Source organism: Thermomonas sp., assembly GCF_019104945.1.
Classification (GTDB): Bacteria; Pseudomonadota; Gammaproteobacteria; order Xanthomonadales; family Xanthomonadaceae; genus Thermomonas.
In genome coordinates this window covers 1-16,286 of sequence record NZ_JAHRWW010000033.1, presented here as the reverse complement: position 1 = coordinate 16,286, position 16,286 = coordinate 1, and the positions used below count along the sequence as shown (strand labels likewise).

At 56.8% G+C, this 16,286-nt stretch carries 17 protein-coding genes and 1 pseudogene; 7 read left to right on the top strand and 11 right to left on the bottom strand.

All coding sequences use genetic code 11. The features are described from left to right. Positions 1 to 3 precede the first annotated feature (3 nt). From fliS to KUL77_RS08170, 5 genes are all read right to left on the bottom strand, one after another. Positions 4 to 393 carry a flagellar export chaperone FliS gene (gene fliS / locus KUL77_RS08190; RefSeq protein WP_297145579.1) on the bottom strand — a complete coding sequence of 130 codons (390 nt, stop codon included), beginning with the start codon at positions 391 to 393 and terminating at the stop codon, positions 4 to 6. Between the two features lie 9 nt (positions 394 to 402). Then, positions 403 to 1,746 carry a flagellar filament capping protein FliD gene (gene fliD / locus KUL77_RS08185; protein WP_297145576.1) on the bottom strand — a complete coding sequence of 448 codons (1,344 nt, stop codon included), beginning with the start codon at positions 1,744 to 1,746 and terminating at the stop codon, positions 403 to 405. A 107-nt stretch (positions 1,747 to 1,853) separates the two neighbouring features. Continuing rightward, positions 1,854 to 2,288 carry a flagellar protein FlaG gene (locus KUL77_RS08180; RefSeq protein ID WP_297145574.1) on the bottom strand — a complete coding sequence of 145 codons (435 nt, stop codon included), beginning with the start codon at positions 2,286 to 2,288 and terminating at the stop codon, positions 1,854 to 1,856. Positions 2,289 to 2,461: 173 nt separating this feature from the next. Next, entirely contained in the window at positions 2,462 to 3,634 is a 1,173-nt protein-coding gene (locus KUL77_RS08175; RefSeq protein WP_297145571.1) for a flagellin, read from the bottom strand. A 203-nt stretch (positions 3,635 to 3,837) separates the two neighbouring features. Continuing rightward, positions 3,838 to 5,043, bottom strand: a complete 1,206-nt coding sequence (locus KUL77_RS08170; protein ID WP_297145568.1) for a flagellin — start codon at positions 5,041 to 5,043, stop codon at positions 3,838 to 3,840. 333 nt (positions 5,044 to 5,376) lie between these two features. Here KUL77_RS08170 and KUL77_RS08165 point away from each other — a divergent pair, with 333 nt between their 5' ends. The 4 genes from KUL77_RS08165 to KUL77_RS08150 all read left to right on the top strand — a co-directional run bounded on the left by KUL77_RS08165 (position 5,377) and on the right by KUL77_RS08150 (position 10,247). Then, positions 5,377 to 9,210: a sulfotransferase gene (locus KUL77_RS08165; RefSeq protein WP_297145565.1), complete on the top strand. Its 3,834-nt coding sequence runs from the start codon at positions 5,377 to 5,379 to the stop codon at positions 9,208 to 9,210. An 8-nt stretch (positions 9,211 to 9,218) separates the two neighbouring features. Beyond that, positions 9,219 to 9,509 (top strand): addiction module antidote protein, encoded by a 291-nt coding sequence (locus KUL77_RS08160; RefSeq protein WP_297145562.1) that lies wholly within the window; start codon positions 9,219 to 9,221, stop codon positions 9,507 to 9,509. Positions 9,510 to 9,699: 190 nt separating this feature from the next. Then, entirely contained in the window at positions 9,700 to 9,972 is a 273-nt protein-coding gene (locus KUL77_RS08155) for a ribbon-helix-helix protein, CopG family (protein WP_297145559.1), read from the top strand. Then, positions 9,969 to 10,247, top strand: coding sequence for a type II toxin-antitoxin system RelE/ParE family toxin (locus KUL77_RS08150; RefSeq protein WP_297145556.1), 279 nt, complete (start codon positions 9,969 to 9,971; stop codon positions 10,245 to 10,247). The genes KUL77_RS08155 and KUL77_RS08150 overlap by 4 nt, the downstream gene beginning before the upstream one ends. 42 nt (positions 10,248 to 10,289) lie before the next feature. Here KUL77_RS08150 and KUL77_RS08145 read toward each other — a convergent pair whose 3' ends face one another. Genes KUL77_RS08145 through smpB form a run of 3 tightly spaced genes read right to left on the bottom strand, consistent with a single transcriptional unit; the run spans position 10,290 to position 12,878 of the window. Further along, positions 10,290 to 11,489, bottom strand: a complete 1,200-nt coding sequence (locus KUL77_RS08145; protein ID WP_297145554.1) for a TraB/GumN family protein — start codon at positions 11,487 to 11,489, stop codon at positions 10,290 to 10,292. 5 nt (positions 11,490 to 11,494) lie between these two features. Continuing rightward, on the bottom strand, positions 11,495 to 12,379 hold the full coding sequence (locus KUL77_RS08140) for a carbon-nitrogen hydrolase (protein ID WP_297145551.1): 885 nt from the start codon (positions 12,377 to 12,379) through the stop codon (positions 11,495 to 11,497). A gap of 7 nt (positions 12,380 to 12,386) precedes the next feature. Then, positions 12,387 to 12,878, bottom strand: coding sequence for an SsrA-binding protein SmpB (gene smpB / locus KUL77_RS08135; RefSeq protein WP_297145548.1), 492 nt, complete (start codon positions 12,876 to 12,878; stop codon positions 12,387 to 12,389). A 59-nt stretch (positions 12,879 to 12,937) separates the two neighbouring features. On the opposite strand from smpB, the gene KUL77_RS08130 reads away from it, so the two are divergent. Together KUL77_RS08130 and KUL77_RS08125 are read left to right on the top strand one after the other, a co-directional pair. Beyond that, a complete protein-coding gene (locus tag KUL77_RS08130) occupies positions 12,938 to 13,378 on the top strand; it encodes an SRPBCC family protein (RefSeq protein ID WP_297145545.1) in 441 nt (146 codons plus the stop codon). Next, complete coding sequence (locus KUL77_RS08125) at positions 13,368 to 13,631, top strand: RnfH family protein (protein ID WP_297145543.1); 264 nt, start codon at positions 13,368 to 13,370, stop codon at positions 13,629 to 13,631. Before KUL77_RS08130 ends, KUL77_RS08125 begins: the two co-directional genes overlap by 11 nt. Before the next feature lie 4 nt (positions 13,632 to 13,635). On the opposite strand, the gene bamE is transcribed toward KUL77_RS08125, so the two are convergent. Further along, a complete protein-coding gene (bamE, locus tag KUL77_RS08120; protein ID WP_297145541.1) occupies positions 13,636 to 14,025 on the bottom strand; it encodes an outer membrane protein assembly factor BamE in 390 nt (129 codons plus the stop codon). A 70-nt stretch (positions 14,026 to 14,095) separates the two neighbouring features. On the opposite strand from bamE, the gene fur reads away from it, so the two are divergent. After that, positions 14,096 to 14,494 carry a ferric iron uptake transcriptional regulator gene (gene fur / locus KUL77_RS08115; protein ID WP_297145538.1) on the top strand — a complete coding sequence of 133 codons (399 nt, stop codon included), beginning with the start codon at positions 14,096 to 14,098 and terminating at the stop codon, positions 14,492 to 14,494. On the opposite strand, the gene KUL77_RS08110 is transcribed toward fur, so the two are convergent. Continuing rightward, the gene (locus KUL77_RS08110; protein ID WP_297145535.1) at positions 14,491 to 16,077 is read right to left on the bottom strand and encodes a hypothetical protein; all 1,587 of its coding nucleotides are present in this window, start codon (positions 16,075 to 16,077) and stop codon (positions 14,491 to 14,493) included. The two genes, fur and KUL77_RS08110, sit on opposite strands and share 4 nt — an antisense overlap. Further along, a pseudogene (locus tag KUL77_RS08105) lies at positions 16,074 to 16,286 on the bottom strand (hypothetical protein); the annotation flags it as partial. The pseudogene KUL77_RS08105 and the gene KUL77_RS08110, both read right to left, overlap by 4 nt.

Sequence of the window (16,286 nt, the reverse complement as noted above, 5' to 3'; positions counted from 1 at the left end):
CTTTTAGCGCTTATCCGGGTCAATAGCCAGCCAGGCGCTTTCAATGTCGGCAACTAGGCTATCTACTTCGTCCAAAATGGTGGCGTCGTTATTGAGGTTGGCTTCGGTGAGGCGCTGCTGGGCGTAGTCGTATAGGGCCGAAAGACCGTCGGCGATGTCGCCGCCGGCGCTGTGGTCAAGTGAGCCGTTTAACTCCCCCAGCAGCAGGTTGGTTTCGCCAATGGCTTTGCCTTTGCGGGCAAAATCTTCGCGGGCAATGCAGGCCGAGGCCAGTTTCAAACGTTCGCGAATACCGGCCAACATCAGAGCCACCAGCTTATGTGGGCTGGCGTCTAGCACAGCACTGCTCACGGCGGTTTGGCGGTACTGCTGGGCGTAGGCGTGTGCGTTCATGGCGAGCCGTTATTTAGAGTTGGAAATCTGCCCCAATTGCTGGGCGAGGTAGTTGGAGGTGCTTTGCATCTTGGCCATCATAGTATCCAGCGCGGTGAACTGGCGCAGATACGCCGCTTCAACGCGGCTCATACGGGCGTCAAGATCGGTGCGCTGTTGGGTGGCTGATTTCAGACGGTCGTTCAAGCCCTTGGTGCGGTCGGTTAGGGTGCCTTGGTCGCCCAAGTAATTATGCAGCATATCGCGCATGCCTTTACCCAAGCTGCCTTCTTCACCAAATACCGCTTTGATCTTACCCGGGTCGGCCGCCATGGCTGCATCAAACTTGGCCCCATCAAGGCTTAACGAGCCATCGACGGCGGTCTTAAAGCCCATCTCGGCGAGGTCTGAATAGCTTCCGCCAATAGCATTACGCAGCGATTGCTGAATGCCGCGGGTCATGGAGTCGCCGCTGAGTGCGCCCGCTACAGCGCCTTCACCACCCGCAGCGCTTTGCGTACGAATGGCACTTAGCGCAGTGTTGTAAGCGCTGACCACACTTAACATTGAGGCTTTGAGGGTGCTGGGGTCAGAGGTCACTTCTAAGCTAAACGACTCACCCGGCTTGGCTTTGGTGAGGTCCAAGGTTACGCCGTCGATCATGTCGGTGATGTGGTTGCTAGACACCGTGCGGGAAATGCCGTCCACGGTGACTTGCGCGTCTTGCGCGGCGGCGGCCACGGTGAGTGTGCCACCCGATGTGTTCAGCACCGAAAGGCCGCCATCGCCACCGCTTGAGGTGATGGTCATGGCACCTTCGCTGCCAGTTTTGGTAGAGGAGAGCACCAGCACGTCGCCCGCGTCGCCGCGCACGATGGTGGCCGACACGCCTTTACCCGCGCCTTGCGCGTTGATGGCGCTGCGAATATCGTTCAGCGTGCCTTTGCCCGGCTCGATGGTGATATCGAAACTATCGCCCGTGCCTACTTGAATGGTGAGGGTGCCATTGCCAATTTGGGTGTCTTTGGCCGCTGCGGCCGACTGCAACTTATGTGCCGTGGCAAGTGCATCTACGGTGACGGAGTAGATGCCCAGTGCGGCTTTGGTATCGACACTGGCGGCAAAGCCTGCGTCGGTGCCCACTGTGGCCTTGCGGCCGGGGAGGCTGCCTGCTCCGTCCAGCTTTTTTAGCGCACTTTCAAGGCCAGAAAGCGCTGCTTTAATACTGCCAAAGGCCGAAATTTGTGCCTTGGTGGTGGTTTCTAGCCGTGTAATGCGGTTTTCAGTTGGGGCGCGCTCGGCGGCCACCAACTTGGCTACGATTGTGCTGACATCAAGGCCTGAGCCAATGCCGGTGCTGGAAAGACTCGCCATGTTAAATTCTCCGCTGTCAGATTCCTGAAGCCATGCTGCATCGCTTAGTGTAACGGCAGCCAGAGAAAAAACTTGAATAGGCGCGGCTGCCTTAGCCGTTTAAAGCGTTACGCCTCTTGGTTTACCAGCCCGCTCCCAAACTCTGCCAAGCGTTTGGCAATGGACAGCGCTGCCTCGTTGGGAATTTGCATGATGGTTTCGCCGGAGTCGGAATCTACCACCGACACCACCACTTCGCCCACGTCGTCGTCTACGCGGAACTGCAGCGAAGTTTGCACCTGCGCCTGCGCCATTACCGTGTCGATCTGCTTTTGCAGCTCGCCCGGCTCTACCTTTTGCTGGGCCTGCGCCAACGCGTCTTGTGCGCGCTCTTGCGCGTTGGCCGCCTGTAGCGAAGGGGCTTGGGTTTTGGCCTGAGCTTGGCTGGTGGGGGTTTGCGTGGCGCTTGCCGTAGCAGACGCACGCGACAAAGCCCCGGCGCTGTGCGTCGAGGCGGGGGTAGCACCGCTTAGCGGGCTAGGGATGGGCGCGATCGTGGACATGGCTCATCACTCTAATAAAGGGGGTCTCCGCCTGATTGCTGGGTGTCGCCGTAACATAATGGGTGATTCCTTTAGATGAACTATAAGACAGTCAGCAGCCAGTGGTGAAAGGGGCTGGCCCCGGCGGGAGAGTGCCGGAGCCAGCGGTGTCATCCTTGACGTGTCTCTTCAAATTAACGCAGCAGGCTCAGCACACTTTGCGGGGCTTGGTTGGCCTGGGCCAACATAGCAGTACCGGCCTGGGTGAGGATCTGCGTCCGCGTTAGCTCGGCGGTTTCCTTAGCGAAGTCGGTGTCGCGGATGCGGCTACGCGATGCGCTTAGGTTTTCCGAGGTGGTGGTGAGGTTGCGGATCACCGACTCGAAGCGGTTCTGAATGGCACCAAGATCCGCGCGGCTGGCGTTCACATCTTTCAGTGCGGCGTCCATGGCCAAGATGGCGTTATCGGCACCCGAGACCGTGGCAATACTCAGATTATTGAAACCTGTTTGTGCAGAACCTGCTACAACAGTCGCTGTACCCGTGGTGGTGCCAGGTGTCATACCGGTGACGTTGGTCATGGTGCCGACGGTCAGCTGTTTGTCGGTAGATGTGATTGCACCGGTAGCCGACATTGTGACATTACCTAGCGCAGCAGCGTTAGCCGAAAGACCTTTGGCTGTGTTGAACGCAGCAACAAACGCCGTCTGGGCAGCCGCTGCAGAACGAGCGCTGGCGGAAATGGAAACCGTGACGCCGTTGATCACCATGGAGGCGCCTTGTGTTGCGGTGGTAGCGCCCACTGTGTTGGCTGCAGTTGTCTGCGTGTAGGTGGTGGTGCTTGCCGATGTCCAGCTACCCAATTGCGTGATGCTGGCATTGGCAATGCTGGAAATATCAATGGTTTGGCCCTGGTTGGCACCCACCTGGAACGACTGCGCAGTAAAGCTGCCGTCCAGCAGTTTGGTGTCGTTGAATGAGGTATCTTTGGCTACGCGGGCAATTTCAGACTTAAGCTGTGCCACTTCCTTTTGCAGGGCGGCGCGGTCGTCGCTGCTGTTGGTGGCGTTACGTGCTTGCACGGCCAGCTCACGGATACGCTGCAGGTTGTTGCCAATTTCACCCAGCGCACCTTCAGCGGTTTGCGACAGCGAGATACCGTCATTCGCATTGCGCGCGGCTTGGTCTAGGCCACGGATCTGCGTGGTAAACCGCTCAGAAATGGCAAGGCCCGCGGCGTCGTCTTTGGCGCTGTTGATGCGCAGGCCCGACGATAGACGCTGAATGGTGGTGCCGAGACTCGCACTGTTAACCGCCAGGTTACGCTGCGAGTTCAGCGACATGACGTTGGTGTTGATAATGGCCATGGTAAGGCTCCTGGTGGTGTTGAGTTGCTGGGGGTACGCAAGAACGGGGGTGTTCTTTGCTTATTTCCGGTAACGGCTGTAGTTGAAGCAGCTTGAGACCGAATGTGTGAAACTGTGACTCCTGTCAGAAAAATTCCGCTAAAACTGGTTTTTACATCGTCCTGTAGGCTCTTAACGGCCGTTGTTTAGGTTTCTTTAGGGCATTACTGACGCAGTAGGCTCAAAATGTTCTGCGGGGCTTGGTTGGCTTGGGCCAACATAGCGGTACCGGCTTGGGTCAAGATTTGCGTGCGGGTGAGTTCGGCGGTTTCTTTGGCAAAATCGGCGTCGCGGATACGGCTGCGTGAGGCGCTCAAGTTTTCCGAGGTGGTGGTGAGGTTGCGGATCACCGATTCAAAGCGGTTTTGAATAGCGCCTAGGTCTGCGCGGGTCGCGTTTACGTCTTTTAACGCGGCGTCCATGGCCAAAATGGCATTGTCGGCTCCTGCGGTGGTGGCAATACTCAAGAATTCAAAGCCTACTTTACCGGTAGTGGCGGCTTCACCATTGGCGGTGGGGGCGGTAAAGGTGGCTTGTTTGGAGAAAATGGCGGCCGATACGCCGCCCGCTGCAGCAGCACTTACCGTAAAGTTGGTTCCGTCAGTGCGGCTGAAGCGTAAGGTGCCATCGGCGGCTGTACCCGTTTTGGTATAGCCTGCGGTGGTAAGTGCGGTAGCGTTACCTGCAATGGCCGCATCCACCGCAGAGGCGGTGAGTGCGTCGCCTGCTGCCACGGCAAGATTGGCAACAGTAACGGTGCCCACCTTCAATACAAACGTACCTGCAGAGGCGGCACTGGCGACTTCGGTTAGCGTGCCAGAAATGCCAGTGTCGGCAGGTACGGTTACGCTATCCCAAGTGCCTAGTGAATCAATTTTGGCATTGATAATAGCTGTGAGATCAATGGTTTGGCCTTGGTTGGCCCCCACCTGGAAGGCCTGCGCAGAGAAGCTACCGTCTAGCAGCATGGTGCCGTTGAATGCCGACTGCTTGGCCACGCGGTCAATTTCGCCTTTCAGCTGGGTGACTTCTTTTTGCAGGGCTTCGCGGTCGCTATCATTATTGGTGGCGTTGCGCGACTGCACCGCCAACTCGCGGATGCGCTGCAGGTTGTTGCTCACTTCGCCCAGCGCGCCTTCTGCCGTTTGCGCCAATGAAATACCGTCGTTGGCATTGCGTGCAGCTTGGTCTAGGCCACGGATCTGCGTGGTGAAACGCTCGGCGATGGCAAGGCCTGCGGCATCGTCTTTGGCGCTGTTGATGCGCAAACCCGAGGACAGGCGCTGAATGGTGGTGCCAAGGCTGGCGCTGTTCACAGCCAGATTGCGCTGTGCGTTCAACGACATAACGTTGGTATTGATAATAGCCATGGTGCATTTCTCCCGTTTTTGCAGCTCCGGATTCCTTCCTTCGCTGCGGTTGTGGTTGCCAGGAGCGCCCGGCAATGTGACCGTGTGCTCCGTTGCTCCCGGTAACGGATGAGTGCATGATTTCTTGAGGGAAATGTTGTGATTTGAGACTTTGTTCGCAGATTTGAAAAAATTTTTGTGGTTTGGCTAAAGTTCTCTGAAGGGGGTGTTTCAGGCTTGACGCATATGAACGGGAGCCGTAGCGCACGCTGGAACGCAAGCACGTTGACTTGTAAGCCATCGGCAAACTAAGGTTTGTGAGCGCGCACCCGTTACGCCACAACAGGGAATTTCATGGCCAAGCATCGAAAAGCTGCACTCCCCTTCGTTAAACCTGCCGACAATGCGGGCAAGGTTTACCAGCAGCAGTTGGCGCAGGCGAAGCTGCTCTACCAACAAGAGCAATATGCAGCAGCGGAGTCTTTGCTGGCTGAGCTTCGCACTTTGCACCCTAATGACATTGCCGTGCTGACTCATTACGGTGATACGTTGGTCAAGCTTGAGCGCTGGGAAGCGGCGCAGGCGGTGTATCAGCAGCTCTATGACCAAGGCATGCGCACGCCCGAGTTGCTTATGGCGCTGGCGCAAAGTTTATTGCGCAACCCGCTGAAAGCCCGCGTACTACAGGCGCTGGCACATCTCGATGAGGCTGAAAAAAAGCAGCCTAACAATTTGACCTTGCTGAGCCTGAAATGTAACGCATTGATGTTGGCTGGACAGCCTGCGCTGGCCAAGCAGTACCTCATGCGCGCATTGCAGCAAGACCCTGAGAACGCCGCGCTGTATCAAACCTTAGCTTCTCTGCAAACCATTACGGCCGATAGCCCTATCTTCGACATCCTTGGCCGGTACTTGGAAGATGCGACACTGTCTGCAAGCATGCGTTCGCAGGCGCTGGCTGCGTTAGGCAAAGCATATTTGGATCTGGGCGAAGATGCACGCGCGTTCGATCTGTTTGAGCAGGCCAATAAGCTGGTGCATGAAAGCTTGCCACCTAGTAATGCTGCGACGTTTGACGGCAATTTGACGTTCGTTCGCAATCACTACACGGCGTCACTGTTTCAACAGCTCTCGCCGTTTGCCAGCAGCAAGGTGCCGCAGGTGATTGTGGCGGGGCTTTCGCGTTCCGGGAAGAGTTTAGTGGAGTCGCTATTTCGCGGTGTGGAAGGCGTGGAGTTGGCGGGTGAAGGGGATTTACTCGCCAAGTTCAACGATTCGCTTACCGCATCTTATGGCGGCAACTTGGCCACTTGGCTGGCCGAACAAACCCCCGAAAGCATTGCGCAGGCATCGCAGCGCTATATAGAGCAGCGCGGTGATGACGGCAAGCTACGGGTCACCACCATTCCCGGTGACTTGTGGTATCTCGGGCATATTGGTCTTTTGGCCCCCAAAGTACCGGTGATTTTTTGTGTTCGCAATGTGCTTGACTTGGCCGTTACTGGCTATTTTCAAATGTATGCTAAACCCGAAGATAACCGCTATAGCTATGACCAGCCCTCCTTAGGGCGGCAGATCGCGGTGACTGAAAAAGTAATGGAGCACTGGACGCAGGTGCTACCGAACCCTATCTACCTTGTAGAGTACGGGGAGCTGGTCACTAACCCACAGCAGGTGATGGAAAACCTATTAGGCAAGCTGGGGCTGAAGCGCGCGCAGAGTTACGAATCTGTGGTGGGGGAAAATGCAGCGTTATTAGGCGACCTTGGCCCTATTGTGTCTTGGGATGCGCCCATGCCCATCACCAACCGCTTTATGGGGCTAGGTGAGCGCTTTCGCGATAAATTTGCCCCGATGATGCAGGGCTATAAGCAGGCAGTGGCTGAGTTTCCACGTTTGGATGTTCCAAATGTGCTGCCAGAGCCGCTGCCAGGCCATCTTTATGACGGTGATACGCTGGACTTACAGCCCAGTAAAACCGCCAAGTTCGAATGGGTATTGGATACACCGCTTAATGTGTTGGATAACACCAGCCTGCTGCTGCGTATGGGTAATGCAGATAAGTTGATGGGGCTTAATACCTTCAATTTTCTGTCATTCGATGTCACCGGCGATGCCAACCCTTCGCCCAGCGAGTTGCAAAACCCGCGCCTGCAATATGTGAAAGACATGCTACTGGGGGATGGCCAGCCTACGGTGTTGTATGGCTGTATGAGCACAGACTGCACCAGCACGCTGAAGCCTTTGCCCGCAGCACAGCTCACCGCCCAGCAAGCCGATGATTTGGAGGTGCTGGCCGAGTTTCCAGTGCGTACCGTCGCATTAGACCAAATTGACGGTATGACTCACTTGGATTGCCTGCTGCTGGGGCCGCGTAACGACAGTTTGGCCATTCTTGAAAATGGCAAACGTGTTTTAGCCGATACGCTGCTGATTCAAGTAGGAGTTTTATTTGAGCAACTCTATGAGCGCCAGACCAGCTTTGCGGAACTGAGCTATTGGGCTGCGCAAAACGGGTTCCGTATGCATCAGCTGGCTAAGCCGGTGTTCCACTCTGCCATTGACACACGCGCACCCGAACTGCGCCCGTTTGCCCGTGAACCTGAGGGCTCTGTGCTGGAACAGGCGAACGTGCTGCTGCTACCTAATCTTGAGCGCACGGCGAAACTCACTGATTCACAACGATTGAAGTTAGCTTTTGTGTTAGATGGCCTATACGGTTTGCACGATCAAGCCTATGCGTTACTCCAGGCCATTGGGGGCGATCTGGCCGATAATTTCTTCAAGGCGCGCGGGTATTTTGACTACCGTGGAGATGGTCCGGCCATGCAGGAATTGGCTGATTTCCGTGCCAAACTTGCAGACGGTGCTTCGCATTTGGCCTTAGGTGTGGAGCTGCAGACGTTGGGGCAGCGGTTTCCGCTAGACGCGCAAAGCCAGCGGCTATTCGCTGAATTTTGTTTTTGGCATGGCAATTTGGAGCAGGCGATTGCGCCACTACAAATGGCCACAAAGCTTGCGCCGGGTGATTTTTCCATTCGCATGACAGCGGTGGATGTATTGCTGCGTGGTGGCCTGTGGTGGGAAGCTGAAATTGTGCAACAGGCAGTACAAAAACGCCTTCCAGAGAGCTTGCACGTACGCAAGCGGGGCTGGCAAGTGCTGGCCGCACAACCTGCGCCAGATAAGGTGCAAGTGCAACGAGCCCTGCAGCAACGCGAAGAGGCACCGTGGAGCGAAGATGGGCGCGAACAGGCGCTTGAGCTTTCTACGCAGGCACGCCTGTATGCACATGCTGGGCAAGTCGACGCTGCATTGGCAGGGCATACGCAAGCGTTAAGCTCGATTGCAGAAAAAGTTGGCCCACTCAAGGCCGAACTACTGCTGGCGCAAGCGCAAACGCAGTTGCAGGTGGGGCAGGTGGATGCGGCTTGCCATAGCCTGTGGCAGGCGTGTAATACGCGCCCTTATTCCCCTTATGCGGTGCGTGCCTATCAGCGGTTTTTGCAGGCGCTGCCGAAGGCAGGCGATGCTGCGTTGCAGGCCATTGTTGGGCTGCACCAGGACATTCAAAAAGCATGGGCTGGATACAGCAAAGATGCGCTTCAGTATTCGTTTGGTGATTATGGCTTGCCGTACCAGTCATTTGAGCCATTGATGCTTCCCGGTACCCGGCCCGCCATGCACCGATTGGGTATTTACAACTTGGAAGAGTTTTTGCCCAGCAAAGCGCGTGCGCTGGACATTGGCTGTAACCACGGCTTCTTGCTGATGGGGTTGGCAGACAAGCTAGAATATGGCTACGGGTTTGATATTTCTAAGAGCTGTATTGATGTAGGTAGAAAGGTGGCGGCGCACCTAGGGCATTCGCATATCGACTTGAACCATCTCACCTTCGACCAATTCAAGCTTACAAAAGCGTTTGATTTGGTGATTGCCTGCGCCGTGCATCACTGGATTGGCATGCCGTTAGATGCCTTCGGCAAAAAGCTGTACAGCTTCTGCAAACCCGGCGGTATTGTGCTGTTGGAAAGCCAAGGCACACGAAACACCGAAAGCACCGAAGTTGGTTTTCTGGAAAAAGCAAATACGATTGTGAGTGCAGGCTTCAAGGTGCTGCGTACCGGCAGCCTATGCGATGACGGCCTGAACTACCGCGAGTTTTGGGTATTGAGGAGGGTGGGGTAGAGGGATTCATGACCACTAAGACCACACAATTCGATGTGCAAGCGCACCTACAAACCGACGAAGATTGCCGCCTGTTTCTGGAGGCTGTGTTCGAGGACGGCGGTGATGATGTGAGCTACATCGCTCAAGCCATTGGCGAGGTAGTGCGCGCACGCGGCATGATGCAATTGGCACGTGAAACAGGGCTGTCGCGGGAATCGCTTTACCGTGCGTTGTCGGCAGAAGGCAATCCCAGCTTTGCTACCGTTCTGAAGGTCATGCACGCGCTGGGCATGCAGTTGACGCCGACGGCTGCGTAAGTGAGGTTCCTATATGGCAGAGCTAAGCCGCCGAAGACTGGCGGTGATGTGCCACACCCTTCTGCTGATTTTGCGCACGCGCAACTTCTTCTAGAGCGGCCATAATGAGCCGGTCATCTCCTTCGTTCCTTTCTTGTGTACTTGAATGCAATGTAATACAGTGCATTCAGATCGTTCCGGAGGTGCGTCTATGAGCGTAACGACTGTTCGCTTGCAGCCCGAAGTTGAAAGTGGCCTTGAGGCCATGGCAGACAAGCTCCATCGCAGCAAGAATTGGCTGGTCAACCAAGCCATTCGAGAATTCGTCGCGCGTCAGGAGCAGGAGCAGTTGCGCTGGAGCGAGACGCTGGCTGCCATGGAATCCGTCGCCCAAGGCAAGGTTGTCTCTAGCCAAGCCGTCCATGCGTGGCTGGAATCTTGGGGTAGCCCCAATGAGCTGCTGCCTCCCAAGGTGGGTGAGTGAGGCTCATCTATTCTCAAGAGGCTGTCGCTGACCTTGTACGCCTTCGCGCTTTCATCGCAACTCACGACCCATTCGCTGCAGCACGCATCGCCGCGGATCTAGTGTCGCGTATTGATCACCTTTGCCAGTTTCCTGCGATGGGGCGGAGTGTCGCTGAAGCGCCACAACCGGATACAGTGCGTGACTTCACCTTTGGTAGGTATGTTGTCCGCTATACAGTGCATGACAGCGCATTGGTTATTCTGCGCATCTGGCACCACTTTGAGAGTCGCTAAGGCAGCACCTAACAATTCGTATCTGGGCTCTTCCGTCAAACGTTAGACCAGCTTCCCTAAAATCCGTGCGCCTGCCATCCATTCGCCAGCGATGGTGCCAAGGTTGGTGAGCATGAATACAAGGACGACGCGGGTGACGCGGTTTTTGTACCAGCCGCGCAGGGTTTGTGCGTCGTCGCGCAGGGCGAGGAAATCGGGGTAGGCGGGTTTGCGCAGGCGCACATCAACCAAGGCGCTGAACATGCCGGAAGGTAGGCCGGGGCGGAAGGGTTTGAAGGGGGCGGCAATGGTTCCGGCGATGAGCGCAAATGGGTTGGCCCCGGCGATAAGCGCGCCCAGTGCGGTGCAGCCGGTGGTCCAGATGACCCACTGCAAAAGCAGGTCGCGGCCTAGGTTGACGCCGCCGTGTAGGTAGCCCCAAGTGATGCCGCCAAAAATCAGTAGCATTAGGGTGAGGGTGATCCACGGGATGTTGCGCTTCTTTTTTACTGCGGCAAGTTCGGCGGTAAGGGTTTCAGGTACGCGGGTGTCTTCGGCAAGGTATTTCGCCATGCCTTTGAGGTGGCCAGCGCCTACTACGGCCAGCACGCGTTTGGCGCCGTCGCTGCGCTGGCGCAGTTTGGCGGCCATGTATTGGTCGCGTTCGTCGATCAAGGTGGCATAAAGGGTTGGCGTTTGCTGGGCAAATTCACCAAAGCTTGATTCCAGCATGTCGCCTTCTTTCAGGCGTTCAATATCTTCTTCAGATACCTCTTCGCTGGTAAACAGGCCCGCGCCAACGCTGCTGATAAGTTGCATGCGGTCCCACCAGCCTAGGCCCTGCATGATGCGGCGAAAGGTGATGCCCACGTCGCGGTCGATTAGCTGCATAGACAGGCCGCGCGCGCTGGCTTCTAGTGCGGCGGTTTTAAGTTCGGCGCCCGGCTCAACCCCCATTTGTTCGGCAAGGCGGCGCTGATAGGCGGCCAGTGCGAGGCTGGCGGCAAACGGGGCAATTTTCTTTTCTCGAATGACCTTTACCAAGTCCAACTGAGCCAGTGAATCCGGCTGGGTGAGGGCTTTGTGGCGCTGTTCGTCTAGCTCTACCGCAACGGCATCAAAATTGCCGCTATCAATCGCCTGCAGAACAGCGTCCACGCTGGCTTTGGAGACGTGTGCGGTGCCCAGTAAGGTGTAGTGAACGCCGTCGCGTTGCACTTCGATGGTGGGTTGCTCGGCGATGGAGGTTTCTTCAAGGGTCATTCAAATTAGTCGCGGTAGCGTTTGGTGATATCGGCGTAGGCGTCGATGCGACGATCGCGCAGGAACGGCCAGATACGGCGCACGTGTTCGCTGCGCTGCATGTCCACATCAGCAAGCAAGAGTGTTTCTTTTGTGTTTGCTTCGGCGATGATTTCACCCTGTGGGCCAAGCACAATAGAGTTGCCCCAGAAGTCGATGCCGGAAGCGCCCAGTGGCGAGGCTTCGTGGCCAACGCGGTTACAGGAAAGCACCGGCAGGCCGTTGGCTACGGCGTGGCCACGGTGGCTAAGCACCCAGGCATCGCGTTGGCGGTTTTTTTCGTCTTGCGCATCGTCTGGGTCCCAGCCGATGGCGGTGGGGTAGAGCAATAGGTCGGCACCGGCCAGCGCCATGAGGCGCGCGGCTTCGGGATACCACTGGTCCCAGCACACCAGTACGCCAAGGCGGCCAACGCTGGTGTCGATGGGGGTAAAGCCAAGATCGCCTGGGGTGAAATAGAATTTTTCGTAAAAACCAGGATCGTCTGGGATGTGCATCTTGCGGTATTTGCCCGCAGTGCTGCCGTCGGCATCGAAGACTACGGCTGTGTTGTGATACAGGCCAGTGGCGCGTTTTTCGAACAGCGAGCTAACCAGCACCACGCCATGCTGTTTGGCGAGCTGGCTCAAACGCTCGGTGCTGGGGCCGGGGATGGGTTCGGCTTGGTCAAATTCGCCCACCGATTCGTGCTGGCAAAAATAGGCGCCGTTGTGCAGTTCTTGCAGCAGCACAAGTTTGGCCCCTGCCTTGGCGGCTTCGGCCACGCGGGTTTCGATTACCGCCAAATTAGCTTCGGCGCTGCCGTGGTGGCGCTCTTGCACCAGCGCAACAGGGAGGGTTTTGTATTCCATAGGCTGATTATGCGTCTTTGTTGTGGCGGCGCATTACGCGCTGTTTTTCGCGGTTCCAGTCGCGCTGTTTATCGGCTTCGCGCTTGTCATGCAGCTTTTTGCCGCGTGCCAGCGCCAGTTCCAGTTTCACCTTGTTGCCTTTCCAGTACAGCGCGGTGGGGATAACGGTGTAGCCGTCGCGCTGGATGCGGCCAATAAGGGTGTCGATCTCGCGCCGGTGCAGCAACAACTTGCGGGTGCGGCGGTCGTTGGCGACAACGTGGGTGGAGGCTTGGATCAGCGGGGTGATCTGCGAGCCGATCAGGAACATTTCACCCTGCAGCGGCACGGCATAGGCGTCGCCAATATTGGCGCGCCCGGCACGGATGGATTTAAGCTCCCAACCTTGCAGTGCAAGCCCGGCTTCAAATTTTTCTTCAAAGCTATAGTCGTGACGCGCGCGCTTGTTGAGCGCGATCGTGCCGCTGTTTGCTTTATCCTTGTCTTTCTTTTTGCTCATGGGGCTATTTTCGCCGATCTGATCGCGTTTCGGTGAGTTTGCCCTGTTTGGATGGTTTCATGCCCGTAATTACGCGCAGTGCTTTGGTTGAACATTCGGCTTCCTGCATGTTTGCATTGGTAAATGATGTGGCGGCGTATCCGCGCCGTTTCAATTGGTGCAGACAGGCGCAGGTACTGGAATCGGACGAACTGCGCGTTCTGGCGCGCCTCGACCTTGGAATTTCTGGTTTCCATACATGGTTTACCACCGAAAATACGCTTAGCCCGCCGCATCAAATTGATATGGTGCTGCACGACGGGCCGTTTCAGCGGTTAGTGGGGCGTTGGGAGTTCCACGCGCTGGCTGAAACTGCGTGCAAAGTGGTGCTGCAGTTGGATTTTGAGCCGCAAAGCAGGTTGCTTTCTCCGGCGCTGGCCTTGGGCATGCAAAGCCTTGCCGACCGTATGGTGAATGATTTTGTGCGCGAAGCGGAGCAGGAGGCCAGCCATGCGGGTTGAGCTGGTGCGGGCTTGGCCGCATCGCTGCGAGCAGGTGTTTGTAGAGGTTCCGGCCTTCGCAACGGTGGATGCAGCCATGCAGGCGGCGGGCTGGGCGCTGGATGCGGAATTTGTGGCGCTTTCAGTGTATTCGATCAGCGCAACGCCGCAGACGGTGCTGCACGAAGGGGATCGTATTGAGCTGCTGCGCCCACTTCGGTTAGACCCAAAGCAGGCGCGCAGAAAGCGGGCAGAAGGCTTCCGCCGCGGCTAAGGGCTTAGCGGCGCTTCTTTTTATCTTTGGCGAGGTTCGGGCCAAAGTAGCGAATGGCATTTTTGGCGAGTTCGGAGTCTTGTTCTGGGAAGTATTCGCCTTCCCACGTTTTTAGCTGGCCGTTTTCAAAAAAGACGGTGAGGGTTTTAATATCGGTTTTGCTGCGGCGGCCAATGCGCTGGCTGGCCACGTAGTCCCAGCGGTTTTGATGGAAGGGATCGCGAATGGACGGGGTGCCCAAGAGCATCATCACTTGCTGCCGGTCCATGCCGGGCTGCAGTTGATCTACCGACGTTTTTTCAAGGAGGTTGCCTTGAAAGACCGGCTGTTTGTACAGCAGGCCGCAGCCGCTCACCAAAAGGGTTGCAAGAACGAGGGGAAGCAGTTTTCGCATGGGCAAGTAGTGAAGCAGTGACGGAAACGTCGATGATACACTCTCATGTCGGTTACTAGGAGCACTCCCGATGTCGCAGGATTTACGCAAAGCCGGTTTGAAAGTCACCCATCCTCGGCTGCGTATCTTGGAGCTGTTAGAACACGCGCGCCCGCGCCATATGAGCGCAGAAGACATTTATCGCCAACTTTTGGCTGAAGGCGAAGAAATTGGGCTGGCCACCATTTACCGCGTGCTCACCCAGTTTGAGTCGGCCGGGCTGGTGCTAAAGCATAATTTTGAAGGCGGTACGGCCATTTACGAGCTAGATCGCGGTGAACACCACGACCATATGGTGGACGTGGAAACCGGCAAGGTAATTGAGTTTCATAGCGATGAAATTGAAGTGCTGCAGCACAAAATTGCCGCAGAGCATGGTTATGAGATTCACGACCATGCGCTAGTGCTGTACGTGCGTAAAAAGCGCTAAGAGCGTCTTTCTAGCCACCACACAGCACTGGCAAGCGTCAGCCACAGCGCTAGCCAAGGCCATGGGGAGCCGTTTTGCTGGGTGAGCCGCTTTGCTTGAACAGGGAAAGACGCGCTGACAAGTGCTTGGGTGGCGTCAAGCCGCTGTTGGGCGCGCAGTGCTACGCCTGTCTCGTTATTCAAAACAGCAAAGCCGGTGCTTGTGCGGCCTGATTTTAGTTGATGCCAACCGGGCTGGGTGGGCCAGAACGCGGCGCAGCGGCGGCTGCCAGTGGCGGGGTCAATTGCAAGCGGAACTTGCGTGTTGTTTGGGGCAATGACGCCTGCATTTGTTGCTAGGCCGCACAGTTGGGCTGCGACGTTTGGCCAAATAAACGCCGGAATACTGGGCGCTTCGGGCTGCGTGCCTGGGCGGGCGATGGCGGTAAAAGCGTGGCTCCAAAACTGTGCATGCTGGGAAGATTTTCCAGCCAGCACCTGCTTGTAGGTATCGCTGGCCTGCACGGTGGTGATACGCCCGCGTCCAACCGCCTGCCAAGTGCCGCTTGGCTGCGCTAGCCCCAACGCGCGTAGGCGCGTGCGCTCGCCTGCTGTAAGAGGGGATTCGGTGCGAATAAGCAGCCCTAAACCGGTTTCTACGCTTTGTTTCAGGTTGCGTAGCTCATTGCTGGAAAGCGTGCCAAGGCTGCGTTGGTCGAGCAGGGCTGCGTCAAACCGGTTGAGCGTTTCGATGTTGAGTGTGAGGGGCGCATCACCGAGTATTAAGCCGTCACCGGCGCTGATACGGGTGTGCAGTGTGGCCCCGGCATCCAGTGCCCAGCGGCGCAGATATTTAAGCTCTGGCGTGGGCGCACCCGCCAGCACGAGGATGCGAAGCGGCGGCGGTGCTTGAACTTCAAGTGTAATGGGAAAGGTTTCGCGCAGCGTGTTATGAGCATCGAATAGGCGCAGCTGGAATACGGCCAGCCCAGCCGTTTTAACGCCGCCGCTAAGTGTGAATGCACCGTTTCCGGTCAACCGTGTTTCCGCAGCACGTTGCTGGGCGGGCGTGAGTAGTTCAACACGCCCCTGTGCAATACCTTGTACGCGTCCAGATACTTGAAAGGGATTGCCAATAGCCACTTGGCGCGGAGCTGAAAGCTGGATCAGCCCGGTCGGTTTTGCGCTTGGGCTAAATGTTAGAGGACGGTGTTTGGCGGCTTCTAGGTCGCGGAGTTCAAGCCCTTGGCCAACGATGTGCAGCCGGCTTATGTTTGGGAAGCGGCGCAGTGCGCTGGCAAGGTCTGGAAAGCGCTGTGCTTGTACGGCTGGCGGTGCTTCTGGAAGCGCAATGCGTAATCCTTTCGCAGGTGTTGAAACAGGCGCTTCTGCGGTGAAGACGGTTAGTGTGTCTGCAGTAACGGCCGTGGGCGGTGGGTATAGCCCAAGATAGAGCAACGCAGCCAGTGCAGGCTGCGCGATCAGTAAAAACGCGAATCGAAGCTTCGACATTGGCGCACGGCGTTGACGCAAGATGCAGCGCAGCAAGCCGAAGACTGTGGCCAGTATGAGAATGCCAAGCGTGAGGAGCTGCGGCTGGTTCATGGCGTTTTCTCCCGCTGCAGGGCGTCTAAATAGCGCAGACCTTGCGCGCTTGGCGCGGGGCGGCGCGTTACGCTGGCAGGAGGCGTGCTGAGCAACGGCCAAATTAAACGGCGTAATTCGCTGCGGCAGGATAAGCAGTTATTTTGGTGTTGCAAAACGTCTATCGCAGCCTGAAGTGCTAGCGGGTCTTCTGCGCGAGGAGCGGCCTC